The sequence below is a fragment of the Cellulomonas palmilytica genome, assembly GCF_021590045.1.
Classification (GTDB): domain Bacteria; phylum Actinomycetota; class Actinomycetes; order Actinomycetales; family Cellulomonadaceae; genus Cellulomonas; species Cellulomonas palmilytica.
On the sequence record NZ_CP062221.1, the window covers coordinates 3,392,626 to 3,417,123 of the forward strand.

The window sequence follows — 24,498 nt, forward strand, 5'->3', positions numbered from 1 at the left end:
CCATGACGACGACGAGCGGCTCGACCGGCACGGCGACCTCCACCTGGCACGCCGCCTGGCTGCCCGACGAGGTGCTGCGCCCACCCGGGCGGCGTCGCGTGCGCCTGCTGGCGACGGGCGACGACCCGGTCCTGTCCACCCTGCGCGACGAGGTCGCGCGGGCCACCCGTCTCCACGGCGGCGCCGTGGTCGACGACGAGCGCACCCACCTGGTCCTCGCGCTCGCGTCCGAGGCGCGCGTCCTGCCTGCGTGGCGCACCGCGGCAGGACGCGCGCTGGACCTGGCCCGACGACCCGGGCTCGACGGCGAGCTCGGGCGCCAGGGGTTCGTCGTGGCGCGGGTCGACGACTCGCTCGTCGTCGTCGCGGCGACTCCCGTCGGTCTGCTGGCGGGCTGGCACCACCTGCTGCGCAGCGGCGAGCAGGTGTTCGACGGGGCTTCCGGGCTCGTCGAGCACCTGCCCGCCGTCGCGGTCCGCAAGCTCGACCACTGGGACAACCTCGCCGCGGACTCCCCCATGGGCCCGGTCGAGCGCGGCTACGCGGGCGCCTCCCTGTGGTTCGCCGACGGCCGCGTGCGCGACGACCTCACCCGCGTGGCCGACTACGCGCGCCTGCTCGCGCACGTCGGCGTCAACGCGGTGTGCCTGAACAACGTCAACGTGCACGAGCGCGAGTCGGCGCTGCTGACCACGGGGCTGGACCAGGTCGCGCGGCTCGCCTCGGTGTTCCGTGCGCAGGGCGTCCGCACGTACCTCGCGGTGGACTTCGCGGCGCCCCTCACGTCGGGGGCGCTGACGACGAGCGACCCCCTCGACGACGACGTGCGCGCCTGGTGGCGGCGCGCCACCGCCGCGGTCTACGCCGCCGTCCCGGACTTCGGCGGCTTCGTCGTGAAGGCGGACTCCGAGGGCCGGCCCGGGCCGTTCGCGTACGGCCGCACGCACGCCGACGGGGCGAACCTCCTGGCCCGCGCCCTCGCGCCCCACGGCGGCACGGTGTTCTGGCGCGCGTTCGTCTACGACCACCGCCAGGACTGGCGCGACCGGTCCACCGACCGGGCCCGCGCGGCGTACGACCACTTCACGCCGCTCGACGGCGAGTTCGACGCGAACGTCGTCGTGCAGGTCAAGCTCGGCCCGATCGACTTCCAGGTGCGCGAGCCGGTGTCCCCGCTGCTGGCCGCGATGCCCCGCACGCGCCTGGCGATGGAGCTCCAGGTCACCCAGGAGTACACGGGCCAGCAGCAGCACGCGTGCTACCTCGCCCCGCTGTGGCGCGAGGCGCTCGACTTCCGCCCGTGGGGCCCGCTCGACCTCGCGGAGCCGGGCCGCACCGTCGCGGACGTCCTGCGGGGCGCTGACGACCTGCCCGGAGCGCTGACCGCGGTGTCCAACGTCGGCGACGACCCGTTCTGGACCGGCCACCCCCTCGCGCAGGCCAACCTCTACGCGTACGGCCGCCTCGCGTGGGACCCGACCCTCGACCCGTCGGCGCTGCTCGACGAGTGGCTCGGCCTCACGTTCCCCGGCGCCGACGAGCGCGTGGCCGCGACCGTGCACGCGGTCCTCGACGACTCGTGGCACGTGTACGAGAGCTACACCGCGCCGCTCGGCGTGGGTTTCATGGTGAAGCCGGGCCACCACTACGGCCCCGACGTCGACGGGTACGAGTACACCCCGTGGGGCACCTACCACTTCGCCGACCGCGACGGCATCGGCGTCGACCGCACCCGCGCTACCGGCACGGGCTTCACCGGCCAGTACCCCGCGCCATGGCGCGACGTGTACGAGTCCCCCGACACCTGCCCCGACGCGCTCCTGCTGTTCTTCCACCACGTGCCGTACACGCACGTCCTGCACTCCGGCTCGACGGTCGTCCAGCACGTGTACGACACGCACGTCGCGGGCGCCGAGGCGACCGAGCGCATGCGCGAGGCGTGGCGCTCGGTGCGCGGCCTGGTCCCCGACGACGTGTTCGACCGCGTGGCGTCCCGCCTCGACGAGCAGGTCCGCTCGGCCGCCGAGTGGCGCGACCAGGTCAACACCTACTTCCTCCGCAAGTCCGGCATCCCCGACCCCGCCGACCGCGTCATCCCCTGACCCGGTCCCAGACCGGTCCCCCGTGCCCAGCGCGCACGTTCCGGACCGAGTGCGGGCGTGCGGCGTGCGCACTCGGTCAGGAACGTCAGCAGTCGGCGGGGTGGGGGCTGGTGAAGCGGGTGGTGACGTCTGCGATCACCGGGGTCGCGGTGCGGGTCAGAGAGGCGATCGCGAGGGTGGCGAGGGCCAGGAGGAGGCGGTCGGTGGTGACGATCGCCAGGGTCGCGCCCAGGACGACGAGCGTGAGGTTGCCGAGCGCCGCGACGGGCCGCGCGGCGAGGTAGTACGCCGCGAGGCGCACCACGTCGCGGGTGCGGAACGCGAACAGCGCCGAGAGCACGAGCGCGTTGCCGGCCCACACGAGCAGCGCGACGGCCACGACGAGCGACGCGATCGCCCACACCTGCCCGACGACGGCGCCGGCGTGCAGGACGTTCACGGCCAGGAGCGCGAGCACGACGAGCGTCGGCACCCACCACGCGAGCACGTCGCGCCACGACAGGCGGTAGCCGCGCCAGAACCGCGACGCGGGTGCGAGGTCGCGCTGGTCGGGGGTCGCGACGAGGTAGGCGCGCCACGCGTACGTCGCGGCGCCCAGCGCCGGGCCGAGCGGGACGAGGCACAGCGCGGCGAGCGGCACGTCGGAGACCGAGCGGTCGAGGAGGAACAGCGCCAGCAGCCCGGGCAGGGACGTGAGCAGGATCAGCAGCTCGATCACCAACGCCCAGTACACCGTCGCCGACCATCGCGACAGCGGCCCGCGACCGATCTCGGAGGCCGGAGCGCTGCGGTCCGTCACGGTCACGGTCCCTCCCACGAGAGTGCCGGCGGCGGCCCGGGGCACGCACCCGGACCGCCGCCGGACGTCATCAGCCCTGCGCGCGCTCGAGCGCCGTGTTGAACGTGGCCACGTACTGGTCCATGTTCAGGCCCTTGAGCTCGCTGACGAACGCGTCCCACTCGGACATGGGCCGCTTGCCGAGGATGAACGCGGCCGTGGCCTGCGTGACGGCGTCGTTGAGCGACGTCTGCCACAGGTTCACCTGCTCCTGCTCCATCTCCTCGAGCGGCGCGGCCGGCGCGAGCGGCAGCTCGGTCTTGGTCGACATCTCCTCGACGAACTGCTTGACCTCGTCGGACGACGTGGACGCGACGAGCTCGTCGGACGAGCCGTTGGTGAACATGAACACGCCGTTGCTGAACCCGAAGTCCGCGTTGAGCAGCTTCGGAGCGCCCGGGTTCAGGCCGTTCCAGTCGACGTCCTCGGCGATGGTGCGGACGTCGCCGTCCTTCGTGTACGTCGTGCCCTCGACGCCCCACTTGGCGAACTCGATGCCCTCGTCCGAGTAGTACAGCCAGTCGGCGAACTGCAGCAGCGCGAGGAAGTTCGGGTTCTCCGCCGCCTTCGCCGACAGCATGAAGCCCGGCCCGGTGCGGCTGCCCGCCGCGACGTTGTCACCCGCGGGGCCCGACGGCACGCGCAGCAGCCGCAGGGTGGCGTCCGTGCCCGCGTCCGCGAACGACGTGCGGTACGTGGTGATCTCCTGCGTGTTCCCGGAGATCGTCAGCGACTCGCCGGACGTGAACTTCTGGATCGCGGTCTCGTCGTCCTGCGTCACCGACTCCGGGTCGAGCAGCCCGTCCGCGACGAGGCCCGCGAAGTACTCCACGAGCTGCTTGTAGCCCTCGGTCGCCGGGGCGTACTCGTAGGTGCCGGACGCCTCGTCGTACCACAGGCCGTTGCCGAAGCCCCAGCCGGCGACCGTGCCGAAGTTGGGCGCGGCGATCTGCAGCGTCGCGCCGAGCGGCACGTTGTTCGTCGTCGACCAACGGTCCGACATGGGCCACAGGTCGGGGTTCTTCTCCTTGAGCGTCGCGAGGTCCGCCTTGAAGTCGTCCCAGGTCTCGGGCGCGTCGGTGATCCCCGCGGCGTCCCACTGGTCCTGCCGCGTGACGATCGAGTACTGCGGCTGCGGCGACTCGTACAGGCCGGGGAGCATGTAGTACTTGCCGTCCACCTGACGCAGGTTCTCGATGGCCTGCTCGAGGCCCCAGTCGGCGACCTTCTTCTGGAAGTTCGGCATGTACTGCACGTAGTCGCTGATGGGCAGCAGCGCGCCGCCCGCGACGAACTGCGTCTCCTGGCCCGGGTACGTCACCGGGATCAGGTCGGGCGCGTCGCCCGCCGAGATGATGAGCGACTTCTTCGCGTCCCAGTCGGACAGCGGCGCGCTCGTGATGTCGAACGACACCTGGTTGTTCGCCGCGAGCTCGCTGAAGATCAGCCAGTCCTTCTTCAGCGGGTAGTTCGGGTGGTCGCGGTACAGCAGGGAGAACGTCACCGGCTCGGTCGCGACGAACGTCGTGCCGGCCTCGAAGTCCGGCATCGCACCGACGCTGTGCGCCTCGTCGATCGTCACACCGCTGCTCGTCGGCTGCTCGCCGCCGGTGGCCTGGGGCTCGGGGTCGTCCGACGAGCACGCGGTGGTGAGCGTCAGCACGAGCGCGGCCGCGGACCCGAACGCGACTACGCTCTTCTTCGTCGATCTCATGACCTTCTCCTTCTCCGGTGGAACTTCGTCGTCCTGCTCGGTGCTGGAAATGCGAACGGGGTCGATAGGGCGCACGCCGGGATGACGGCCCGGCGTGCGCCCGCTCGTCATTGCTTGACCGCGCCGAGCATGACGCCCGACACGAAGTACCTCTGGATGAACGGGTAGAGGCACACGATCGGCAGGACCGTGAGCAGCATCGTCACGGACTGCACGTTGGAGGCGATCTGCGTCGCGTTGTCGAGGTTCCCGCCGGTCACCGTGGTCCCGGACGTCACGCCCGCCATGAGGTTGCGCAGGTACACCGTGACCGGGTAGTTGTGCGGGTCCGTCATGTAGAGGTAGGCGGAGAACCAGCTGTTCCAGAACGCCACGGCGTAGAACAGCACCATGGTCGCGAGCACGGCCTTCGACAGCGGGATCACGATCCGGAAGAAGATGCCGTACGTCGACATGCCGTCGATCGCGGCGGCCTCCTCGAGCTCGTCGGGGAAGTTCTCGAAGAACGACTTCATGACGAGCAGGTTGAACACGCTGATCGCGTTCGGGAGCACGATCGCCCAGATCGTGTCCTTGAACCCGAGGGTGTTGATGAGGACGTAGTTCGGGATCAGGCCGCCGTTGAAGAACATCGTGAGCACGGCGACGCCGATGAAGAACGTGCGGCCCTTGAGGTGCTTCTTCGACAGCGCGTACGCGTACGTCGTCGTGAGCGCCATGGCGATCACGGTGCCGACGACCGTGTAGACGACCGTGTTCTTGTAGTTGACCCAGAACATGTCGTCCGACAGCACGACGTGGAACGTCGTGAGGTTGAACCCACGCGGGACCAGGTTGACCTGGCCCGAGTTGATGTAGCCCTCGGAGCTGAACGCCTGCGCGACGATGTTGACGAACGGGTACAGCACGAGCGCGCACATCGCGAGCAGAAGCGCGGCGTTGACGACGCGGAACGCGGTGTAGCCCGCGGAGTCGCGGGGCCGCACGCCGCGGGTCATGACGACGCGCGGGCGGGTCGGGTCGACCTCGGGCGAGGTCACGTCGGTCACCACAGCGAGGCCCCCACGGTGCGCTTGGAGATGGCGTTGGCCGACAGGATCAGCGTGAGGCCGATCAACGCCTCGAACAGCCCGATGGCGGTCGCGTAGGACACGCTGTTCGAGACGATGCCGACGCGGTACAGGTACGTCGAGATCACGTCGGCCGTCGAGTAGATGACGGGGTTCTGCAGCAGCAGGACCTTCTCGAATCCCACGGCCATGAACGAGCCGATGTTGAGGATGAGCAGCACGATCATGGTGGGGCGGATGCCCGGCAGCGTGATGTGCCAGGTCTGCCGCCACCGGTTGGCGCCGTCGATGCGCGCGGCCTCGTAGAGCTGCTCGTCGATCGTCGTGAGGGCCGCGAGGTAGAGGATCGTCCCCCACCCGACGGTCTGCCAGACCTCGGACGTCAGGTAGATCGGCCGGAACCAGTCGGGGTCCTGGAAGAACGCGATCGCGTTCCCGCCGAGCGACGTGATGACCTGGTTGACCGTGCCCTTGGCCGCGGTGAGCTGGAAGACCATGCCGGCGACGATGACGATCGACATGAAGTGCGGCAGGTAGCTGATCGTCTGCACGGTCCGCTTGAACCGCCGCGAGCGCAGCTCGTTGAGCATGAGCGCGAGCACGATCGGCAGCGGGAACACCACGACGAGCGTGAGGCCGCCGAGGATCACGGTGTTCCAGAACGCCGACCAGAACGCGGGGTCCTGGATGAACATCCGCACGTAGTACAGGCCCACCCACTCGTCGCCGAAGATGCTCGAGCCGGGCCGGAAGCGCCGGAACGCGACGACGTTGCCGAGGATCGGCAGGTACCGGAACACCGCGAAGAAGATCAGCGGGAGCACCAGGAACGAGTACAGCCGCCAGTCCCGCGCGAGCGCCTGGCGCCACGTGCGGCGGACCGGCCGGTCGAGGCGGGGCGTCGAGCGCGTGCTCGGCCGCGCCGACGGCACGGGCGGCTCGACGACGCTCGTCGCGCCTGCGGTGTCGCTGGCCATGGGGCGAAGCTCCTCTCACCTCGTCGTGAGCCGGCAGGTCCCGTGTCGCCGGTCGGTGTGCCGCTGGTGCCCGGGCGGGCACCTCCGCGCAGTGCGGGGACAAATCGGATGGCTAACGGTTGCCAGTCATGTTGCCACAGGGGGCGTGGCGTGTACACCGTGCTGATCTCACGTCTTGATATCGAAGGGCGGGGCGAGACGACCGCCCGGCCCGCGCCTGGTCAGGCGGGACGCGCGTAGGACGCGAGGGGCAGCCGGTACGCGAGGTCCACGGCCGTCTCGTGCGCCTCGTCGAGCTCCAGGCGGTGCTCCGCGACGAGCCGCGCGAGGAACCCCGCGTCGATGCGCCGCGACAGGTCGTGCCGCGCCGGGATCGAGCAGAACGCGCGCGTGTCGTCCACGAACCCGGTCGTGTTGTAGAAGCCCGCGGCGTCCGTCACCGACTCCCGGAACCGCCGCAACGAGTCGGGCGTGTCCAGGAACCACCACGGCGCCCCGAGCCGCATCGCCGGGAACACGCCCGCGAGCGGAGCGAGCTCGCGCGAGTACACGTCCTCGTCGACCGTGAACACCACGAGCCGGAACCCCGGGTGGTGCCCGAACGCCTCGAGCACCGGCCGCAGCGCGTGCACGAAGTCGGTCGCGACCGGGATGTCGTAGCCGACGTCCGGGCCCCGCAGCGCGGCGACCTGCGTGTCGTACCCGCGCAGCACGCCCGGGTGCAGCTGCATCACGAGCCCGTCCTCGCACGACAGCCGCGCCATCTCGAACAGCAGGTGCCCCGCGAGCGCGTCGGCGTCGGGCACGTCCAGCGTCCGTCCAGCCTCCGCGGCACGCAGCGCGGTCACGACGAGACGGTCGGCCTCCCCCGCGTCGAGCGGCCGCGTGCTCAGCGACCGCATGCCGTGGTCGGTGGCGAGCGCGCCGCGCTCGACGAAGTGCGCCCGGCGGACGGCGAGCGCCTCGACGAGCGTGCGCGCGTCGCGCACCGGAACGCCCGTGAGCTCGCCGAGCCGCGCCACGCGCTGCCCCCACCCGGGAGCGGTCGCGTCCAGCAGCGCGTCGGGCCGGAACGTCGGCACGACCCGGCCGGGCAGCCCGGACGTCTCGAGCGCGGCGTGCGCGTCGAGCGACGCGGTCGCGTCGTCGGTCGTCGCGAGCACCTCGAGCTGGAACCGGTCGAACAGCGCGCGCGGCCGCGTCTGCGGCTTGCTGAGCGCCTCGACCATCTGGTCGTACGTCTCGTCGGCCGTCTGCGCCGAGGGCCGCAGCGTCACACCGAGGACGTCCACGAGCTCGCGCTCGAGCCAGAACCGCGTCGGCGTGCCGCGCAGCACGTGCCAGCGGGACGCGACCTGCCGCCAGATCTCGCGCGGGTCGCGCTCGACCTCGCCGCCGTCGCGGCGCGGGACGCCGAGCGCGTCGAGGCTCACGCCCTGCGAGACGAGCAGGCGCAGCAGGTAGTGGTCGGGCGTGACGAGCAGCGCGGCCGGGTCGGCGAACGGCTCGTCGGCCAGGAGCAGGCCGGCCTCGACGTGGCCGTGCATCGACACGAGCGGCAGGTCCTGCGTGCCGGCGAGGATCTCGCGCGCGATCGTCCGGACGGTGGGGTCGGTCGGCAGGGCCCGGTCGGGATGGAGGGTCAGGACGGGGCGCGTCACCGCGGTTCCTTCCGGTCGCGGCCGGACGTCGTCGTCCGAACCTGTGGCGCAAACGTTTGCCATGCGAGTTTGCCACTTTCGGCAACCCCTGCGCAACCGCGCGGCCCCGCAGCGTCTGACGCCCCTCAGAGCGCCCGTTCGCACGCCGCGAGCATGAGCTGCGCCGCGTCGCGGACCCGAGCGACCTCGTCGGCGTCCAGACCCAGGCGGTCGAGCATCGCCCCCGGCACGCCCACCGCCTGCTCGCGCATCGCCGCACCCGCGTCCGTGAGCTCGATGAGCAGCGCGCGCTCGTCGCGCGCGTCCGTCCGCCGCGCGACGAGTCCGCGCGCCTCGAGCCGGCGCACGAGCGGCGATGCCGTCGCGGGCTCCAGGTGCAGGCGCCCGGCGAGACCGGCGAGCGACATCGGCCCGTCCTGCCACAGCGCGAGCATCGCGAGGTACTGCGGGTGCGTGAGGCCGAGCGGCTCGAGCAGCGTGCGGTACGTCCCGACGAGCGCGCGGGCGGCGGCGGACAGCGCGAGGCAGACCTGCGCCTCGAGCGCGAGGGGGTCGTCGGTCACGCGCGTCATCCTAGGTGGATCGTGAGGGCACTTATAGTGAGGGCACTCATCACCGTCCGTCTGGAGGCCCGCATGTCCCGCTCGCCGCGCACCGGTCGCACGCTGACCGACTGGCTCGCGCGCCACCTCCTCGGCCCCGCGCAGGTCGGCGACAGCCGCGAGCCCGCGCGCCCGACGACCGAGCAGGAGCAGGCCCGCGAGCACGAGCTGCGCAGCACGCTCGTGCGCGTGCAGGACGCCAACGGCCGCACCTACCTGGTCGAACGCCCCGACGCGGGGACCGACGAGCTCCGGGGCTGACGCCTCCTCGCCGCTCGCCATGCGCCCTGGGTGCCGCCGGGTTACGTTCGAGAGGACACCGACGGAAGGACGACTCGATGGGCCTCGACGACAAGATCAAGCACCAGGGCGAGGAGCTCGCGGGCAAGGCCAAGGAAGGCCTCGGCAAGGCCACGGGCGACGAGGAGACCGAGCGCGAGGGTCGCGCCCAGCAGACCGAGGCGGGCGTCAAGCAGGCCGGTGACCACGTGAAGGACGCCGCGAAGGACCTCAAGGACTCCTTCTGACGCCTGCGCGCACGACGCACGAGGGCGGGACCCGGCGGTCCCGCCCTCGTCACGTCCGGGTGCCGGACGGTCAGGCCGCTCCCGACGGTCGGCCGCCACCCGCGAGCTCCGCCCGCAGCAGCGCGGCGGTCGCCTCGACGGCGATGCCGTGCCCCGCACCGCCCGGCACCTCGACGTACCGCGCGCTCGCGAGCTCTGCGGTCAGCGCGGCGCCGGCCGCACGCAGCCCGGGCCACGTCTGCTCGCCGCACACGACGAGCGTCGGCACGTCGACGGCGCGCATCGCGGGCGTCGGGACGTTCGGCGCGGCCGTGATCGTCGCGTCGTACACGCAGGTCTGCGCGAGCTCCTCCAGGTCGTGCCAGACCGGCGACTGCCGCGCCTGCTCGACCATCGCCGCCGGGAGCCCGATCACCTCGCGCTGCATGGTCGCGACCGCGTCGCCCAGGTGTCCCTCCGCGACGAGGGCGGCGAGCCGGCGCGGCACGTCGGGCGCCGCCGCCGGCAGCCCCGCGAGCGAGAACGGCGCCTCGTACAGCACGAGCGCGGTGACGGGCAGCCCCGCCGCGGCCGCGTGCAGCGCGAGGTTCGCGCCCGACGAGAAGCCCAGGACGGCCGCGCTGCCGCCCTCGGCCGCGACCACCGCCTCGAGGTCCTCGACCTCGCGGTCGACCGTGTAGGCGAACGCCTCGTGCGGCACGATCGCGTCGCCGCTGTCCCCCCGGCCCCGGCGGTCCACGAGCACGGTCGTGAACGCGTCGCCCAGCTGCTCCGCGAGCGGCCGGAAGACCTCGCGCGTGTTGAACGCGCCCCCGACCATCACGAGCGGCGGCCCGCTGCCCGCCCGTTCGTACGCGATCGTCGTCCCGTCGCCGGATCGAGCCGTGCAGAGCTCACCCGCGGTCATGGCGCTTCCCCTTCGCCCCCGGGACGCCGCTGTCCCGGTCCCACCGTCCACCGTAGGACGCACGGGACGGGACGACGAGGTCCTGGCACCCGCCTGTGGACGACGAGGCGTCAGCGACGTGTCAGGAGCCGGGCCGGGGGTCGGGGCGGGCGTCGAGCCCCAGCAGGTGCCGCCACGCCCGGTGGTGCTCCACGCACACGCACCGCGGAGCCTCGAACGCCCGCGCGACCAGCGCCGCCTCGCGCTCGAGCACGGCCTCACCCTCGTCGTAGAACGTGAACTGCGCTCCCCCGGCGACCGCGGGCGTGTCCGTCTCGACCCCGACGCTCCACGCGACGCCCGCGGCGCGCGCCGCCGCGACCGCCGGGCCCGCGAGCGCCACGATCCCGTCCTCGCCGCCCGCGTGGTCCGCGAACGCGACGACGAGCGCGCGGTCCACCCGCCGCAGGACCGCGTCGAGCAGCGTGCCCGGCTCGTCGGGGGCCGGCACCGTCGTGAGCCACCACGGCGTGTCCGCCCCCAGCACGACGCCCGGGGGCAGCGCCGCCCGCGTCGCGTCGAGCACCCCGAGCCACGCGCGTGCGCCCGGCGCGGGGTCCGTCTGCCACGCGGGCAGCGTCCACGGCTCGACGTCCAGCTGCACGGCGTCGAGCGCCCCGCCCGCCGAGCGGAGCGCGGCGCCCGCCCACGTCGCGGCGAGCGCGGGCTGGTCGAGCCAGCCCGGGTCGCCGCCGAGCGCCCCCACCGCGACCCCCGCGGCGCGCAGCGCCCGCGCCGCGTCACCGAACCAGGTCCCGACCGGACCCTCGTCGGCCGCCCACGGCGCCGCGAGGTGCACCCGCTCCAGGGCGCGCCGGGTCGCGAACGCCGCGAGCGGTGCGGGGGCCGCGGGCGCGTACCCGCGTCCGCGCGCGTCGTCCTGCTGCGGTACGGGGTTGTCCCACGCCCACATCGACCCCAGCGCGCTCGTCGCGCCGTCACCCACGCCGTCACCCATGTCGACCCCCTTGCCCGCCCCCATGCCGGCCCCCATGCCGGCCCCGATGCCGACACCGTGGCACGGGCCGGCACACCCCGCACGCGCGCTCGACGTGCCGACCGCGACGGGGCGTGCCTAGCCTGGCCGGACCCGACCACGAGGAGGAGCCATGTCGCTCGAGGACCGCACCGTCGCCTTCCTGCTCACCGACGGGTTCGAGGACAGCGAGCTCACGAGCCCCTGGGCGGCGCTGACGGACGCCGGTGCCCGCGCGTCGCTCGTCTCGCCCACGGACGTGAAGGTCGTCGGGAAGAACGGCTACGAGCAGAACGTCGACCTCCCGGTCGCGACGGCCGACGCCGCCGACTTCGACGCGCTCGTCCTCCCCGGCGGGGTCGTGAACGCGGACGACCTGCGCCTCTCGCAGGACGCCGTGCGGTTCGTGCGCGCGTTCGTCGACGCGGGCAAGCCCGTCGGTGTCATCTGCCACGGCGCGTGGGTCCTCGTCGAGGCGGACGCGGTGCGCGGGCGGCGGCTGACGAGCTACCCGTCGCTGCGCACCGACCTCACCAACGCGGGGGCGGACTGGGTGGACGAGCAGGTCGTCGTCGACGGGCCGTTCGTCTCGAGCCGCACGCCCGACGACCTGCCCGCGTTCGACGAGGCGCTCGTCGAGGCCGTCGGCGCGGCGGGCTGACCGGACGGCGTCCGAGCCCGCGTGCACCGCCGCGCCACGTAGACTCGGGCGACCCCCGGGAGGTGCACGTGATCGGTCAGCGCACGACGCGGCAGCGACGCGCGATCGGCCAGCTGATGGGCGAGCTCGCGGACTTCCGCAGCGCGCAGCAGATCCACCAGCTCCTCGCGCAGCGCGGCGAGGACATCGGGCTCGCGACCGTCTACCGCACGCTCGGCGCGATGGCCGCGAGCGGCGAGTTCGACGTCCTGCGCACCGCGACGGGCGAGACGCTCTACCGCCGGTGCGAGCGGCAGGGGCACCACCACCACCTGGTGTGCCGCAGCTGCGGGCGCACGGTCGAGGTGCAGGCGGCGGCGTTCGAGACGCTCGTCGCGTCGCTGTCCGACGAGACGGGCTTCGTCGACGTGTCGCACACGCTCGAGCTGTTCGGCACGTGCGCCACGTGCGCCGAGGAGCTCGCGACCTCCTGACGTCCCGACGAACGCGCCGGGGTCGGGCGACTCGGACGACGCGGCTCGGACGACGCGACTCGGACGACGCGACTCGGACGACGTGACTCGGACGGCGCGGCTCAGGCTGCCGCGACAGGGGTTCGCCGCGCCCAGCCGCGCCGCGTGCGCGCCCGGCCGACGAGCCGGCACACGACGTAGATGGCGAACGAGATCGTCGTGACGTACGGGCTGATCGGTACCGAGCCGCCGAGCGCGAGCAGGATCCCGCCGACCGCGCTCGTCACCGCGAACACCACCGACAGCACCGGCACCACGACCGGCGACGCCGACACGCGCGTCGCGGCCGCCGCGGGCGTGATGAGCAGCGACAGCACGAGCAGCGCCCCGACGACCTGCACCGCGAGCGCGACCGCGAGGCCGAGGAGCAGCATGAACGCGAGACCGAGCGCACGCGTCGGCACGCCGCGCGCCGCGGCGACGTCCGGGTCGACGCTCGCGAACGTCAACGGGCGCCACATCGCGAGCAGCCCCGCGACGACGAGCGCGGCGACCACCAGGAACACCGACAGCCGCGTCGAGTCGACCGCCACGACCTGCCCCGTGAGCAGCCCGAACTTGTTCGCCGCGCGCCCCGGGTACAGCGCGAGGAACAGCACGCCGAGGCCCAGGCCGAACGGCATGAGCACGCCGATGATCGAGTTCCGGTCGCGCGCACGCGTCCCCAGCAGGCCGATCACGACCGCCGCGACCACCGAGCCGAGCACCGCGCCGAGCATGACGTCGACCGACAGCAGGAGCGCCGCGGCCGCGCCGGCGAACGAGAGCTCGCTGATCCCGTGCACCGCGAACGCGAGGTCGCGCTGCATGACGAACACGCCGACGAGCCCGCCGACGAGCCCGAGCACCGCGGCCGCGACGAGCGAGTTCTGCACCAGGCCCAGCAGCGCGCCGTAGTCGCTGAAGTCGAACACGCGCCGCCACCAGTCGTCGGCGACCTCGGTCCGCAGGCCGGCGGCGGTCGTCGTCACGGGCGCGAGGGTCGTCGTCGCGAGCGCGCTCATGCGTCGGCCTCCTCGACGTGGTGGTGCTCGTCGTCGCCGCCGACGATGACGACGCGCCCGTGCGAGCGCAGGACGTCGACGGGCGTGCCGTACAGCGCGGTCAGGCGGCTGGAGGTGAGGACCTCGTCCGGCGTGCCGATCGCGTGGCCGGCGGGCCCGAGGTACAGGACCCGGTCGGTGTACGGGAGCACCGGGTTGATCTCGTGGGTCACGAACACGACCGCGGTGCCGCGGTCGCGGCGCATCGCGTCGATGAGCGCCGTGACCTCGTGCTGGTGGCGCAGGTCGAGGGACAGCAGCGGCTCGTCGCACAGGAGCAGCGCGGGCTCGGTGCCGAGCGCCTGCGCGATGCGCACGCGCTGCTGCTCACCGCCCGAGAGCATGCCGAGCGGCACGTCCGCGTACGACGTCGCGCCGACGGCCGCGAGCAGCTCGTCGACCCGGTGACGCGTGCGACGCCCGCCGATGCCCCAGCGGTCGCCGTCGAGGCCGAGCCGCACCAGGTCGCGCGCCCGCACGGGCGTCGACGGGTCGATTAGCCGCTGCTGCGGGATGTACCCGACCGCGCGGCTGCCCCGGCGCGGCGGCCGGCCGAGGATCGTCAGGTGCCCGCCGGCGAGCGGCGCGAGGCCGAGGACCACGCGCAGCAGGCTCGTCTTGCCCGACCCGTTGGGGCCGAGCACCGTGAGGAACTCCCCCGGCCGCACGACGAGGTCGAGGTCCGACCAGACGACGCGCGGTCCGTACGCGAGGCGCGCGCCCGCGAGCTCGAGCGGCGCCGCCGGGGCGCTCACGCGAGCGCCTGGGCGAACGCGTCCAGGTTCCCCGCCATCCACGACACGTAGTCCTCGCCCTCCGGCAGCGTCTCGGTCACGTCCACGACGGGCAGCCCCGCGTCCTGCGCGGCCTCGAGCACCTGGTCGGTCTGCGGGCCCGTCGTCTGCTCGTTGTACACGAGGAACGCGACGTCGGGCGACGACACGAGGTCGAGCATCTCGCTCATCGCGCCCGGCGGGACGTCGATCTCCTCCTCGACGGCCTCCGAGAACTGCGCGGGCGTGCGGTCGACGAACCCGGCGGCCTCGACCAGGAGCAGCGGCACCGGCTCGGTCACGAGCACCCCGACGCCGCCGTGCCGCCCGGCGAGCTCCGCGGCCCGCTGCTCGAGCTCCGCGACGCGTTCGACGAACGCGTCCGCGTTGGCCTGCAGCGTCGCCGCGTCCTCGGGAGCGAGCGCGGCGAGCTCGTCCGCGACCTGGTGGGCGACCGCCTGCGCGGTGGGCAGGTCGTACCAGACGTGCTCGTTGCCCTCCCCGTGCGCGTGGCCGTCCTCGTGCGTGCCGTCCTCGTCGTGCGTCCCGTCGGCGTCGTCGCGATCGGCGTCGTCGTGATCGGCGTCGTCGGCGTCCTCGTGGGCCGGGTCGGTCGCGTCGACGGGCGCGGGCTCGTCGTGCGCGTCGACCGCGACGACCACGGGCGGCGCCTGGTCGAGCGCGTCCACGAGCTGCGTCGCGAAGTCGTCGTAGCCACCACCGTTGACGACGACGAGGTCGGCGCGCGAGATCGCGAGCTCGACGCGCGCGTTCGCCTCGAACGAGTGCGGGTCGACGGACGGGTCGTCGATGATCGAGGTCACCTCGGCGAGGTCGCCCGCCACCTGCCGCACGACGTCGCCCCAGACGTTCGTGGACGCGACCACCGAGAGCGTCGCGTCGGACGGGCCGTCCGGCACGGTGTCCGACGAGCACGCGCCGAGCGTCAGGGCCAGGCCCAGGGCGCCCGTCAGGCAGCAGGCGAGGGAGGTGGCGGCGCGGGCACGCATCGGGGACCCCTTTCACGGTGCCGCACCGTGCGGCCTGGCGATAACGATAGCAGTTCCCAATAAGAGCGGACGCCATCCCGAACGCTCCCCGCGCTGGTCACGCGCCCACGTCACCCGACCGGACGCCCCGGCACGGCCGAGGGGGCCCGCGCCGCACCGGCACGAGCCCCCTCGGGTGTCGATCCGTCAGCTGCCGGCCGTGGCCGTCGGCGCCGGAGTCGCCGTGGACGTGGGCGTCGGCGTCACGGCCGAGCCGCCCTCGAGCCGCGCCTCCGCGTCGAGCGCGTCCGCGATCGCCTGGTCGAGCGCGTCCTGCGACTCGCCGTAGGCCGCGAAGTCGCCCTCCGCGAGCGCCGCCTGACCCTCCTGGATCGCGACGCGCGCCCGCTCGAGCGCGTCCGCGAGGTCCGCACGCGCCTGCGCGTCCTCGCCGCCCGGCTCCTCGCCCGCCCCCGGCTCCTCGGGCGCCTCGCCACCCGTGCCGGGGTCCGGCTCCTCGCCGCCCGGCTCGGTACCCGGGTCGGTCTCCACGCCCGAGTCGCCGTCGAAGACGTCGTTGAGCGCGCCGTCGAGCGTCTCGGAGATCGCCACGTCGTCGCCGAACGCGACGATCACGCGCTGCAGCAGCGGGAACGTCGTGCCGGTCTCGGCCTGCAGGTACACGGGCTGGACGTAGAGCATGCCGTCACCCACCGGGAGCGCGAGCAGGTTGGCGCGCACGATGTTCGCGCCACCGCGCCCGAGCAGCGTGAACTCCTCGGCGACCGTCGAGTCGGTCGTCATGTTGTTGTTCACCTGGCCCGGACCGGGCACCGAGCCGTCTCTCGGCAGCTCGAGCATCCGGATCTTGCCGTACCCGGCGGCCTTCGTGCCGTCCTGCGCGCCCGCGTCCGCGTCGACCGCGATGTACCCGCGCATGACGTTGCGGGCCTGCTGACCGAACGGGATGAACGTCGACGTCAGCGAGAAGCTCGCGGCCTTCTCGTTCGGCATCCGCAGCGTCATGTAGTACGGCGGCTGCGCCACGTTGCCCGCGGTGTTCGGGTCGTCCGGCACCGCCCAGAAGTCCGTCCCGGTGAAGAACTGCTTCGGGTCGGTCACGTGGTAGCGCGCGAGCAGCTCACGCTGCACCTTGAACAGGTCCTCGGGGTAGCGCAGGTGAGCCATGAGCTCGCCCTCGATCTCGCTCAGCGGCTGCAGCGACGTCGGGAAGATCTCCTGCCACGCGCGCAGGATCGGGTCCTCGTCGTCCCACGCGTACAGCGTCACCGTGCCGTCGTACGCGTCGACCGTCGCCTTGACCGAGTTGCGGATGTAGTTCGCGGTCTTCGACTGCAGCGCCTGGACGGTCTGCGACGACTGCGTGAGCGAGTCGACCGTCGCGTCGTCGAGCGTGACCTGCGCGGCGTACGGGTACTGGCTGCTCGTCGTGTAGCCGTCGACGATCCACACCACGCGCCCGCCGACGACCGCCGGGTAGACGCGCCCGTCGAGCGTCAGGTACGGCGCGACCTTCTCCACGCGGTCCCGCGGGCTGCGGTCGTACAGGATCTGCGAGTGCTCGTTCACGCGGTCCGAGAACAGGATCTGCTCCGAGCCGAACTTCACCGCGTACAGCAGCTTGTTCCACGCGTTGCCGACGCTCGGGCCGGCCGAGACGTCCTGCGTCGGGAAGCGCGTGTTGACCGAGCCGCCGCCGTCGTTCGTCGGACGGTCCAGCTCCCACTCCGAGCCCTCGGGGCCACCGACGATCGAGTACTGCGGCGAGCCCGGGCTGAAGTAGATGCGCGGCTCGTACTCGCCGAGCACACCCTTCGACGGGATCCCGCTCTCGAGGAACGACGGGGCGCCGCGCGCCGCGGTGCGGTTGCCCGCCGCCGCGACCACGCCGTACCCGTGCGTGTACACGGTCACGTCGTTGGTCCAGTTGCGCTGCGACGCCTCGAGGCCGGACAGGTTGAGCTCACGCGCGGCGATGACCGTGTCCTGGCTCTCGCCGTCGATCTGGTACCGGTCGACCGACAGCGTGTCCGGGAAGCTGTAGAACGTCGTGACCTGCTGCAGCTGCTTGAACGACGGGCTGACGACCTGCGGGTCGAGCAGACGGATCGACGCCGCGGTCTCCGCGTCGTCGCGCAGGGCCTGCGGCTCCGCCGTCACCTTCGCGTCGTACTCCTGCACGTCCACGTCGTCGATGCCGTACGCCTGACGCGTCGCGTCGATGTTGCGCTTGATGTACTCCGACTCGGCGTCCTGCTGGTTGGGCTGCACCTGGAAGCGCTGCACGACCGCCGGGTAGATGCCGCCGACCGCGATCGCGGCGACGACCATGAGGCCCACGCCGATGAGCGGCACGCGCCAGTTCCCGCGCACCGCGGTCACGACGAACGTGACGGCGACGAACACCGCGATGCCCGCGAGGATCGCCTTCGACGGGATGACCGCGTGCACGTCGGTGTACGCGGCGCCGTCGAACTTCTCGGCGGTCTTCGTGAGGATCGAGTAGCGGTCGAGCCAGTAGTTCGCGGCCACCAGCAGCATGAGCACCGCGGCGATCACCGACAGCTGGATGCGCGCGGCGCGCGTCGTGCGCGGCGTGTCGTTGCTGCCGCCGATGCGCAGGCCCCCGTACAGGTACTGCGTCGCGAGCGCCGCGACGCCCGAGAGCACCGTGACCGCGATCAGGAACGACACCACGAACCGGATGCCCGGCAGCACGAACAGGTAGAAGCCCAGGTCGATCCCGTACTGCGGGTCGGACGTCCCGACGTGCTGGGAGTGCATCCACAGCTGGACCGTGTCCCAGCGCTGCGACACCGCGGCACCGGCGAACAGGCCGAGCAGCGCGGGCGCGACGATCATGACGAGGCGGCGCAGCGGCTCGATGGCCTCGCGGTACTGGTCGAGGCTCGCCTGCTCGGGCGTCGACGGCGCGTACACCGGCCGCGAGCGGTACGCGTACCGCATGGTCAGCCCGACCGCGACGGCCATCACCAGGAACCCGACCACGAACAGCACGGCGCGCGTGCCCCACTCGGTGCGCAGCACCTCGAGGAAGCCGAGCTGGTCGAACCACAGCCACTCGGTCCACACCTGGGCCAGGATCAGGACGAGCACGACGATCGCGCCGAGCACGATCAGCGTCGGGACGAGCGCTCCGCGCCGCCTCTCGCTCGGACGGCCGGCTGGTCGGCCGGCGCTCGGGTTGCGGGGTGTGCTGGCGAAGCTCACGTCGGTGCGGTCCTCGTCGTCTCGGTGTCGTGTTCTCGTCCAGCCCAACGCGGGCGGACCGGCCCAGGTTCCCACACGCCCGGCGGCTCGTGTCAGGTCTCGTCGCAGGTGCGCCGGGTGCGACGATGGCCCGGTGAACCCCAGCACGCCGCCGCCCGCCGACGTCCCCGCGCAGGGGCCCGCCCCCGACGCCGCCACCCGCGCGCTCGCCGACGCCGTGCGCGAGATCGAGCACCACGTCGCCGCCGCGGGCTGGGACGCCCCGGTGCGCGTGTTCGCCCTGGTCCGCACGCAGGCCGCGCTCGCCGCCGAGCCGTCGCTCGCCGAGCAGCTCACGCCCACGACGCTCGCCGCCGCGCAGGCCGAGCCGTGGCACCTGACGTCGGTCGAGCAGGAGGGGCTGCCCGACGCGCCGGACCTCGAGACGCTGCTCGCGGGCCTGTCCTGGCCCGAGACGGTCGACGGCGTGGCGGTGACCGCCGAGCGCGTCGTGCTGCCCCCGGCCGCCGAGGCTCAGATGCCCGCGGACCCCGACGAGGCGCTGCCGTGGCTGCTCGCGCACCCCGACCGTCAGGACGTGCGCCTCGCGGTGGGCGTGCTGCGCCAGGGCGCGACCTGGTGCGCCGTGCGCCAGCGCGCGCACGACAGCGACGACCAGGTCGGTCAGGGCGCCGACGTGGTGCCCGGGCTGCTCGAGGCGCTGCGCGCGACCCTCGCCTGAGCCCGCGGGGCGCCGCCCGGGGCCGCGCCGGCGCGGACGACGTCAGGAGCCCGCGGGCTCCGCCGTGCACGTCGGCAGCGAGTCGCCCTCGCCCTTGCCGATCGCGACGAGGTCCGTGTACGCCTCGTGCAGCGTCGCGACACGCACGACGCGCAGCCCGTCCGGCACGTGCCCGACGACCTCGCGGCAGTTCGCCTCGGGCGCGAGGAACCACCGCGCACCGTCGCGGTGCGCACCCGCGAGCTTCTGCCGGATCCCGCCGATCGCCCCGACCCGCCCGACGACGTCGATCGTCCCCGTGCCCGCGACCACCTGGCCGTTCGCCTCGTCCTGCGGCGTGAGCCTGTCGATGATCCCGAGCGCGAACATGGTCCCCGCGCTCGGGCCGCCGATCCGGCCCGCCTCGATCGTCACGTCGACCGGCATGTCGAAGTCCGGGTCGATGTAGACGCCCATCTGCGCGCGGCCGTCGTCGCCCTTCGTCGTCGTCACGGTGACGTCCCGCTCCTCGCCCTGCCGGCGCACCGTGACCGTGACGTCGGCGCCCGACCGCACCGCCGCCATCGTCGTGACGAGGCTCTGGTAGTCCGGCAGGGGCGTGCCGTCGATCGCGGTGATGACGTCGCCCTCCTCGAACTTCCCGTCCGCGCCCGTGCCCGGCACGGTGCCGGCGACCAGCAGCGTCGCGGGGACCTCGTGCCCGAGCTCGGTCAGGGCCGCGACGGCCGCGTTCTCCTGCGAGGACACCATCTGCGCGGTGTTCTCGCGGTCGATGTCCTCCTGCGACTCGTCGGCGTCGGGGAACAGGATCTCGCGCGGCTGCACGACCGACCACGGCGAGAACCAGCCGCGCAGCACCCGCAGCGTGCTCGACGGGTACCCCGGGCCGCCCGTCGCGGAGACGGTCGTCAGGCGCAGCTCGCCCGTCGAGTCGTACGTCGGCGCACCCTCGATGGTGATGAGCGGCTTGTCGTCGAGCGTGCCCAGCACGTCCTCGGTCGGCCCCGGGCTGCTCACCGAGTACGGCGCGGGCAGCACCGCGACCGCCGCGAGCAGCACCGCGGTCGCGAGCATCGAGACCGACAGCGTGACCGCGCGCCGGCTGGGTCGCTCGGCGACGACGGGTGCGGGCGCGCCGAGCGCGTCGCCGCCCGCGACGCCGCCTGCGCCGGGCGCCGTGCCGTCGGCGGGGACGGCCGGGTCGCCGGGGCGGGGGTCCGGCTGCGCGGGCTGCTCGGGGGTGACGTTCTCGTCGGGCACCTCGGCATCATGCCGCACGCAGGTGTGCGCGACACGCGCGGGGCGTCAGCCGCGGCGGCGTGCCTGCCGCCAGATCGCCGCGGTGCCGAGCAGCGCGACCGCCGCACCCGCGGCACCCAGCGCGGCCGCGTCCCGCCGCTCGACCCGGCGGCCGCCGAGCGCGAGCCGCCCGCGCACGCCCTCGAGCAGCACGTCCAGCGCCTGCGCGCTCGACCACCGCGGCTCGAAGCCCGCCGCCGTCAGCCGGTCCGCGGCGACGGTCCACGGGTAGACCACGTACGCGAGCTCGGCCGCGGGCGCGGGCAGCACCCCGACCCGGTGCAGCCGCTCGGCCGTGCCGAACGCGGTGGCGGGCGCGAGCGCCACGGTCCGCATCCCCGCCGCGGCGCTGACCTGCTCGGGGGTGAGCGTGTCCGGCGGCCCGACCGTGAGGGCACCGGTGAGGCCGTGCTCCACCGCGAACACCGTCGCGGCACCCACGTCGTCGACGTGCACGAGCTGCCACGGCCGCTCGACGCCGCGCACCACGAGCAGGCGCGGCGCCTCGAAGTGCCGCGTGACGAACGTGTCCGTGCCCCGCCCGACCATCGCCGCGGGTCGCACGACCGTCACGCGGGGCGAGCGGCGGCGGGACGCGCGCGCCACGACCGCCTCGACCGCGAGCAGGTGCCCGACGAGGCCGTCGGGCACCGCCCGCGCACCCGTGAGCACGGGCTCGTCGTCGTGCACGACGGGCCGGTCCGGGTGCGCGCCGTGCACGAGGGCGGAGGTCACGACGACGACGTGCTCGGCACGCACCTCGCGCGCCGCCGCGAACGTGCGCTGCGCGTGCGCGACCGCCGCGGCGTGCCCCTCGGGCCCGCGTCGCCCGGCGACCGACCGCAGGTCGCCGGGGTGCGCGACGAGCACGACGACGCGCGCTCCCGCGAGCACCGACGCGGGTTCCGCCGCAGGGACCTCGTCCACGCCGCGGGCACGCTCGCCCCAGGCCGCGAGCACTCCCGCCGCGACAGGCCCCGTGCCCACGACGACGACGTCGCGCGCGCTGCGCCCTGAGCGAACCTCACGACCCGCCATCGACGTACTCCTCGGTCACGTGGTTACCGTGGGGCCAGCCCGGCCAGACCGTCCGACCCCGGCCCGTCCGACCACCGTCGCCCCGTCGGCCGTCGGCGGTGTCCCCGCAGTCATCCTCGCAGGAGGCGCACGTGAGCCCGGACCACAGCGACCCGACTCCCGACCAGACCCCTCCGTGGGAGCAGATGCTGCGCGCGCTCCTGGGCGACCGGGCCGACGAGGCCATCGCCGAGATGCGGGCGCGCGGGATCGACCCGGAGGCGCTCGGCTCCGCGGGTGCGCTGCCCACCGACCCGGCCGCGATGCAGCAGGTGCTCGCGCAGGTGCAGAGCCTGTTCGCGAGCGGCGGCGACGAACCCGTGAACTGGCAGATGGCGCACGACCTCGCGCGCCGGCAGGCATCCGTCGGCGGCGACCCGTCGCTCACGCCGGCCCGCACGCGCCAGGTGCTCGACGCGCTCACGGTCGCGGAGCTATGGCTCGACGCCGCGACCGAGCTGCCGCCCGCGACCGCCCCCGCCCGCGCCTGGAGCCGCGCCGAGTGGGTCGAGGCGACCCTGCCCACGTGGCGCACGCTCACCGAGCCCGTCGCGTCGTCGCTGTCGACCGCGCTCGTCGACGCGCTCGGCGGCCAGCTGCCCGACCTCGAGCCGGGCGAGGACCTCGACGAGCAGATGCGCGCGCTCGGGCTGCCCGGCGGCGCGCTGCCCGCGGGCCTCGCCCCCGGCCAGCTCCTGCGGCGCCTCGGCTCCGCGGTGTTCGGGCTGCAGGTCGGCCAGGCGGCCGGGACCCTCGCGCGCGACGTGTTCGGCACGACCGACATCGGGCTGCCGCTCCTCGAGGTGCCCGCGCCCGTGCTCGTCGCCGCGAACGTCGACGCGTTCGCCGAGGGCCTCGACGCCCCCGTCGACGAGGTCCGGCTGTTCCTCGCGCTGCGCGAGGCCGCCGCGACCCGCCTGTTCACGCACGTGCCGTGGCTGCGCGCGCACCTGCTCGCCCTGGTCGAGACGTACGCGCGCGAGATCACCATCGACGTCGAGCAGCTCGAGCAGGCGGTCGGCTCGATCGACCCCACGGACGCCGAGGCGCTGCAGAGCGCGCTGTCCAGCGGCGTGTTCGCACCGCAGACCACGCCCGCGCAGCAGGCCGCGCTCGAACGGCTGGAGACCGCGCTCGCGCTCGTCGAGGGCTGGGTCGACGAGGTGAGCGCCGCCGCCGCGCTCCCCCACCTGCCGCACTCCGTCGCGCTGCGCGAGATGATCCGCCGCCGCCGTGCCGCGGGCGGCCCCGCCGAGCAGACGTTCGCCACGCTCGTCGGGCTCGAGCTGCGGCCGCGCCGGCTGCGCGAGGCCGCAGCGCTGTGGGCGCACATCGGCCGCACCGAGGGCGGGTCCGCCGCGCGCGACGCCGTGTGGGACCACCCGGACCTCATGCCGACCGCGGAGGACCTCGACGACCCGACCGGCTACGCGCGCCGGCGCACCGCGGCGGCCGACGAGTCCGCCGATCTCGACAAGGCGCTCGCCGAGATCCTCGGCGAGGAGCCGCCGGCGGAGCCTCAGGACTCCTGAGCCGCCTGGCCACTCTCGAGATCGGCCTCGAGATCGGCGTCGAGATCGGCCTCGCGGTCGGGCTCGAGGTCGGCGACCTCGTCGACGTCGACCTCGGCCTCGACCTCGCCGGACTCCCCCGCGTCGTCGGGCGTCGTCCCCTGCGGTCCGCGCTCCTCGCGGTACGCGTATCCCTCGAGGAACCCCCGCGCGCGCTGCGTGCGCGGGTACGCCTCGAGCTCCGCCCAGAACTCCGGGCCGTGCCCCGCGTGCAGCAGGTGGACCAGCTCGTGCAGGAGCACGTAGTCGATCACCCAGCGCGGCATGCCGCGCACGCGGTCGGAGATCCGGATCGAGCCGTCCGACGGCGTGCACGAGCCCCAGCGCCGCCCCTGGTTCGCCGACCAGCGCACGCTCGTCGGGACCGCGCGCCCCTGCAGGTAGCGGGCCGACAGCTCCGCGGCACGCGACACGAGCTCGTCGTCGGACGGACGGCGCCGGCGCTCCTGCGTCGCGAGGCGCGTGAGCATGCGGCGCACCCACTCCTTCTCCTGGGCGCGCGTGAACCGGGCGGGGATCGCCACCACCGTCCGGCCATCCTCGCGCCAGGCCGTGACGGTCCGCACGCGCCTGCGCGAGCGACGGACCTCGACCTCGTGGTCGACCCCGTCGATCGTCGACAGGTCGTACGTCGGGTGCACAGCCGCACGCTAGCGTGCCGGGCCCACACGGACAGCCGCGCACGCCGAGGGCGCGGCGGGCGGGCACCGAACGGCCCAGCGGACGTCGCGACATCGGTGCGACATCGGTGCGACATCGGGTGCGACGTCACCCGGTCGGTGGAACGGGGACCTCCGAGTGCACCAACACCGGGCCGCGACACGCGCACATCGGCAGGACGACGCGGATCGGCCACTACTGTGGAGGGCGCTCGGGCAGGTCACCGCTCTGCCCGGCCATCGCCGCGGGACGTCGGCGGTGCACCGGACACCGCGAGGAGGACCACATGGCCGAGACCTATGCAGGCGAGTTCTACTGTGTGAAGTGCAAGGAGAAGCGCGAGGCCGAGGGTGACGTCGTCGTCTCCGAGTCGGGCCGCAAGATGGCCAAGGCCGTCTGCCCCGTCTGCGGCACCAAGCTGAACCGCATCCTCGGCAAGGCCTGAGCACACAGCTCGAACCGCCGAGAAGCTGCGAGGGGCGTCGTCCGCCGGACGACGCCCCTCGTCGTACCGACGGACCAGGCTC

General features: G+C 73.7%; 23 protein-coding genes. 8 read left to right on the top strand and 15 right to left on the bottom strand.

The window, feature by feature from the left end; all coding sequences use genetic code 11:
• Window positions 1-2: 2 nt before the first annotated feature.
• Window positions 3-2,102 carry an alpha-glucuronidase gene (locus F1D97_RS15295; RefSeq protein ID WP_236121356.1) on the top strand — a complete coding sequence of 700 codons (2,100 nt, stop codon included), beginning with the start codon at window positions 3-5 and terminating at the stop codon, window positions 2,100-2,102.
• A gap of 85 nt (window positions 2,103-2,187) precedes the next feature.
• On the opposite strand, the gene F1D97_RS15300 is transcribed toward F1D97_RS15295, so the two are convergent.
• The 6 genes from F1D97_RS15300 to F1D97_RS15325 form a co-directional block, all read right to left on the bottom strand.
• Window positions 2,188-2,907 carry a DUF624 domain-containing protein gene (locus tag F1D97_RS15300; protein ID WP_236121357.1) on the bottom strand — a complete coding sequence of 240 codons (720 nt, stop codon included), beginning with the start codon at window positions 2,905-2,907 and terminating at the stop codon, window positions 2,188-2,190.
• Window positions 2,908-2,971: 64 nt separating this feature from the next.
• On the bottom strand, window positions 2,972-4,654 hold the full coding sequence (locus F1D97_RS15305) for an ABC transporter substrate-binding protein (RefSeq protein WP_236121358.1): 1,683 nt from the start codon (window positions 4,652-4,654) through the stop codon (window positions 2,972-2,974).
• A 107-nt stretch (window positions 4,655-4,761) separates the two neighbouring features.
• Window positions 4,762-5,652, bottom strand: a complete 891-nt coding sequence (locus F1D97_RS15310) for a carbohydrate ABC transporter permease (protein WP_236123629.1) — start codon at window positions 5,650-5,652, stop codon at window positions 4,762-4,764.
• 47 nt (window positions 5,653-5,699) lie between these two features.
• On the bottom strand, window positions 5,700-6,701 hold the full coding sequence (locus F1D97_RS15315) for an ABC transporter permease (protein ID WP_236121359.1): 1,002 nt from the start codon (window positions 6,699-6,701) through the stop codon (window positions 5,700-5,702).
• Window positions 6,702-6,922: 221 nt separating this feature from the next.
• Entirely contained in the window at window positions 6,923-8,362 is a 1,440-nt protein-coding gene (gene uxaC / locus F1D97_RS15320; RefSeq protein ID WP_236121360.1) for a glucuronate isomerase, read from the bottom strand.
• A 125-nt stretch (window positions 8,363-8,487) separates the two neighbouring features.
• Window positions 8,488-8,925 carry a MarR family winged helix-turn-helix transcriptional regulator gene (locus F1D97_RS15325; RefSeq protein ID WP_396022529.1) on the bottom strand — a complete coding sequence of 146 codons (438 nt, stop codon included), beginning with the start codon at window positions 8,923-8,925 and terminating at the stop codon, window positions 8,488-8,490.
• 72 nt (window positions 8,926-8,997) lie between these two features.
• On the opposite strand from F1D97_RS15325, the gene F1D97_RS15330 reads away from it, so the two are divergent.
• Both F1D97_RS15330 and F1D97_RS15335 read left to right on the top strand, forming a co-directional pair.
• Window positions 8,998-9,225 carry a hypothetical protein gene (locus F1D97_RS15330; RefSeq protein WP_236121362.1) on the top strand — a complete coding sequence of 76 codons (228 nt, stop codon included), beginning with the start codon at window positions 8,998-9,000 and terminating at the stop codon, window positions 9,223-9,225.
• Window positions 9,226-9,302: 77 nt separating this feature from the next.
• Window positions 9,303-9,491 carry a CsbD family protein gene (locus tag F1D97_RS15335; protein WP_236121363.1) on the top strand — a complete coding sequence of 63 codons (189 nt, stop codon included), beginning with the start codon at window positions 9,303-9,305 and terminating at the stop codon, window positions 9,489-9,491.
• Window positions 9,492-9,561: 70 nt separating this feature from the next.
• On the opposite strand, the gene F1D97_RS15340 is transcribed toward F1D97_RS15335, so the two are convergent.
• Window positions 9,562-10,398, bottom strand: coding sequence for an alpha/beta fold hydrolase (locus F1D97_RS15340; RefSeq protein WP_236121364.1), 837 nt, complete (start codon window positions 10,396-10,398; stop codon window positions 9,562-9,564).
• Between the two features lie 121 nt (window positions 10,399-10,519).
• Window positions 10,520-11,395, bottom strand: a complete 876-nt coding sequence (locus tag F1D97_RS15345; RefSeq protein WP_236121365.1) for a hypothetical protein — start codon at window positions 11,393-11,395, stop codon at window positions 10,520-10,522.
• Window positions 11,396-11,546: 151 nt separating this feature from the next.
• Here F1D97_RS15345 and F1D97_RS15350 point away from each other — a divergent pair, with 151 nt between their 5' ends.
• Window positions 11,547-12,074 (top strand): type 1 glutamine amidotransferase domain-containing protein, encoded by a 528-nt coding sequence (locus F1D97_RS15350; RefSeq protein WP_236121366.1) that lies wholly within the window; start codon window positions 11,547-11,549, stop codon window positions 12,072-12,074.
• 68 nt (window positions 12,075-12,142) lie between these two features.
• The gene (locus tag F1D97_RS15355) at window positions 12,143-12,547 is read left to right on the top strand and encodes a Fur family transcriptional regulator (RefSeq protein WP_317618896.1); all 405 of its coding nucleotides are present in this window, start codon (window positions 12,143-12,145) and stop codon (window positions 12,545-12,547) included.
• 101 nt (window positions 12,548-12,648) lie between these two features.
• On the opposite strand, the gene F1D97_RS15360 is transcribed toward F1D97_RS15355, so the two are convergent.
• From F1D97_RS15360 to F1D97_RS15375, 4 genes are all read right to left on the bottom strand, one after another.
• Window positions 12,649-13,590 (bottom strand): metal ABC transporter permease, encoded by a 942-nt coding sequence (locus F1D97_RS15360; RefSeq protein ID WP_396022530.1) that lies wholly within the window; start codon window positions 13,588-13,590, stop codon window positions 12,649-12,651.
• Window positions 13,587-14,384 carry a metal ABC transporter ATP-binding protein gene (locus F1D97_RS15365; protein ID WP_236121368.1) on the bottom strand — a complete coding sequence of 266 codons (798 nt, stop codon included), beginning with the start codon at window positions 14,382-14,384 and terminating at the stop codon, window positions 13,587-13,589. The genes F1D97_RS15360 and F1D97_RS15365 overlap by 4 nt, the downstream gene beginning before the upstream one ends.
• Window positions 14,381-15,412 (bottom strand): metal ABC transporter solute-binding protein, Zn/Mn family, encoded by a 1,032-nt coding sequence (locus F1D97_RS15370; protein WP_236121369.1) that lies wholly within the window; start codon window positions 15,410-15,412, stop codon window positions 14,381-14,383. The genes F1D97_RS15365 and F1D97_RS15370 overlap by 4 nt, the downstream gene beginning before the upstream one ends.
• A 186-nt stretch (window positions 15,413-15,598) precedes the next feature.
• A complete protein-coding gene (locus F1D97_RS15375) occupies window positions 15,599-18,643 on the bottom strand; it encodes a UPF0182 family membrane protein (RefSeq protein WP_236121370.1) in 3,045 nt (1,014 codons plus the stop codon).
• Window positions 18,644-18,776: 133 nt separating this feature from the next.
• Between F1D97_RS15375 and F1D97_RS15380 the strand changes: the two genes are divergently transcribed.
• Window positions 18,777-19,364, top strand: coding sequence for a PPA1309 family protein (locus tag F1D97_RS15380; RefSeq protein WP_236121371.1), 588 nt, complete (start codon window positions 18,777-18,779; stop codon window positions 19,362-19,364).
• 42 nt (window positions 19,365-19,406) lie between these two features.
• Here F1D97_RS15380 and F1D97_RS15385 read toward each other — a convergent pair whose 3' ends face one another.
• Both F1D97_RS15385 and F1D97_RS15390 read right to left on the bottom strand, forming a co-directional pair.
• Complete coding sequence (locus F1D97_RS15385) at window positions 19,407-20,624, bottom strand: YlbL family protein (RefSeq protein WP_236121372.1); 1,218 nt, start codon at window positions 20,622-20,624, stop codon at window positions 19,407-19,409.
• A 45-nt stretch (window positions 20,625-20,669) separates the two neighbouring features.
• Window positions 20,670-21,701: a Rossmann-fold NAD(P)-binding domain-containing protein gene (locus tag F1D97_RS15390; protein ID WP_236121373.1), complete on the bottom strand. Its 1,032-nt coding sequence runs from the start codon at window positions 21,699-21,701 to the stop codon at window positions 20,670-20,672.
• 131 nt (window positions 21,702-21,832) lie between these two features.
• Here F1D97_RS15390 and F1D97_RS15395 point away from each other — a divergent pair, with 131 nt between their 5' ends.
• Window positions 21,833-23,272: a zinc-dependent metalloprotease gene (locus F1D97_RS15395; protein ID WP_396022532.1), complete on the top strand. Its 1,440-nt coding sequence runs from the start codon at window positions 21,833-21,835 to the stop codon at window positions 23,270-23,272.
• Here F1D97_RS15395 and F1D97_RS15400 read toward each other — a convergent pair.
• Window positions 23,260-23,952 (bottom strand): YgjP-like metallopeptidase domain-containing protein, encoded by a 693-nt coding sequence (locus F1D97_RS15400; RefSeq protein WP_396022533.1) that lies wholly within the window; start codon window positions 23,950-23,952, stop codon window positions 23,260-23,262. The genes F1D97_RS15395 and F1D97_RS15400 overlap by 13 nt on opposite strands.
• A gap of 305 nt (window positions 23,953-24,257) precedes the next feature.
• On the opposite strand from F1D97_RS15400, the gene F1D97_RS15405 reads away from it, so the two are divergent.
• The gene (locus F1D97_RS15405) at window positions 24,258-24,416 is read left to right on the top strand and encodes a DUF5679 domain-containing protein (protein WP_094180598.1); all 159 of its coding nucleotides are present in this window, start codon (window positions 24,258-24,260) and stop codon (window positions 24,414-24,416) included.
• Window positions 24,417-24,498 lie beyond the last annotated feature (82 nt).

Coding starts and splice junctions, on each gene's coding strand:
- F1D97_RS15405 (WP_094180598.1), top strand. CDS start 24,258: ATGGCCGAGACCTATGCAGGCGAGTTCTACTGTGTGAAGTGCAAGGAG.
- F1D97_RS15350 (WP_236121366.1), top strand. CDS start 11,547: ATGTCGCTCGAGGACCGCACCGTCGCCTTCCTGCTCACCGACGGGTTC.
- F1D97_RS15370 (WP_236121369.1), bottom strand. CDS start 15,412: ATGCGTGCCCGCGCCGCCACCTCCCTCGCCTGCTGCCTGACGGGCGCC.
- F1D97_RS15330 (WP_236121362.1), top strand. CDS start 8,998: ATGTCCCGCTCGCCGCGCACCGGTCGCACGCTGACCGACTGGCTCGCG.
- F1D97_RS15360 (WP_396022530.1), bottom strand. CDS start 13,590: ATGAGCGCGCTCGCGACGACGACCCTCGCGCCCGTGACGACGACCGCC.
- F1D97_RS15305 (WP_236121358.1), bottom strand. CDS start 4,654: ATGAGATCGACGAAGAAGAGCGTAGTCGCGTTCGGGTCCGCGGCCGCG.
- F1D97_RS15345 (WP_236121365.1), bottom strand. CDS start 11,395: ATGGGTGACGGCGTGGGTGACGGCGCGACGAGCGCGCTGGGGTCGATG.
- F1D97_RS15295 (WP_236121356.1), top strand. CDS start 3: ATGACGACGACGAGCGGCTCGACCGGCACGGCGACCTCCACCTGGCAC.
- F1D97_RS15335 (WP_236121363.1), top strand. CDS start 9,303: ATGGGCCTCGACGACAAGATCAAGCACCAGGGCGAGGAGCTCGCGGGC.
- F1D97_RS15315 (WP_236121359.1), bottom strand. CDS start 6,701: ATGGCCAGCGACACCGCAGGCGCGACGAGCGTCGTCGAGCCGCCCGTG.
- F1D97_RS15390 (WP_236121373.1), bottom strand. CDS start 21,701: ATGGCGGGTCGTGAGGTTCGCTCAGGGCGCAGCGCGCGCGACGTCGTC.
- F1D97_RS15310 (WP_236123629.1), bottom strand. CDS start 5,652: ATGACCCGCGGCGTGCGGCCCCGCGACTCCGCGGGCTACACCGCGTTC.
- F1D97_RS15340 (WP_236121364.1), bottom strand. CDS start 10,398: ATGACCGCGGGTGAGCTCTGCACGGCTCGATCCGGCGACGGGACGACG.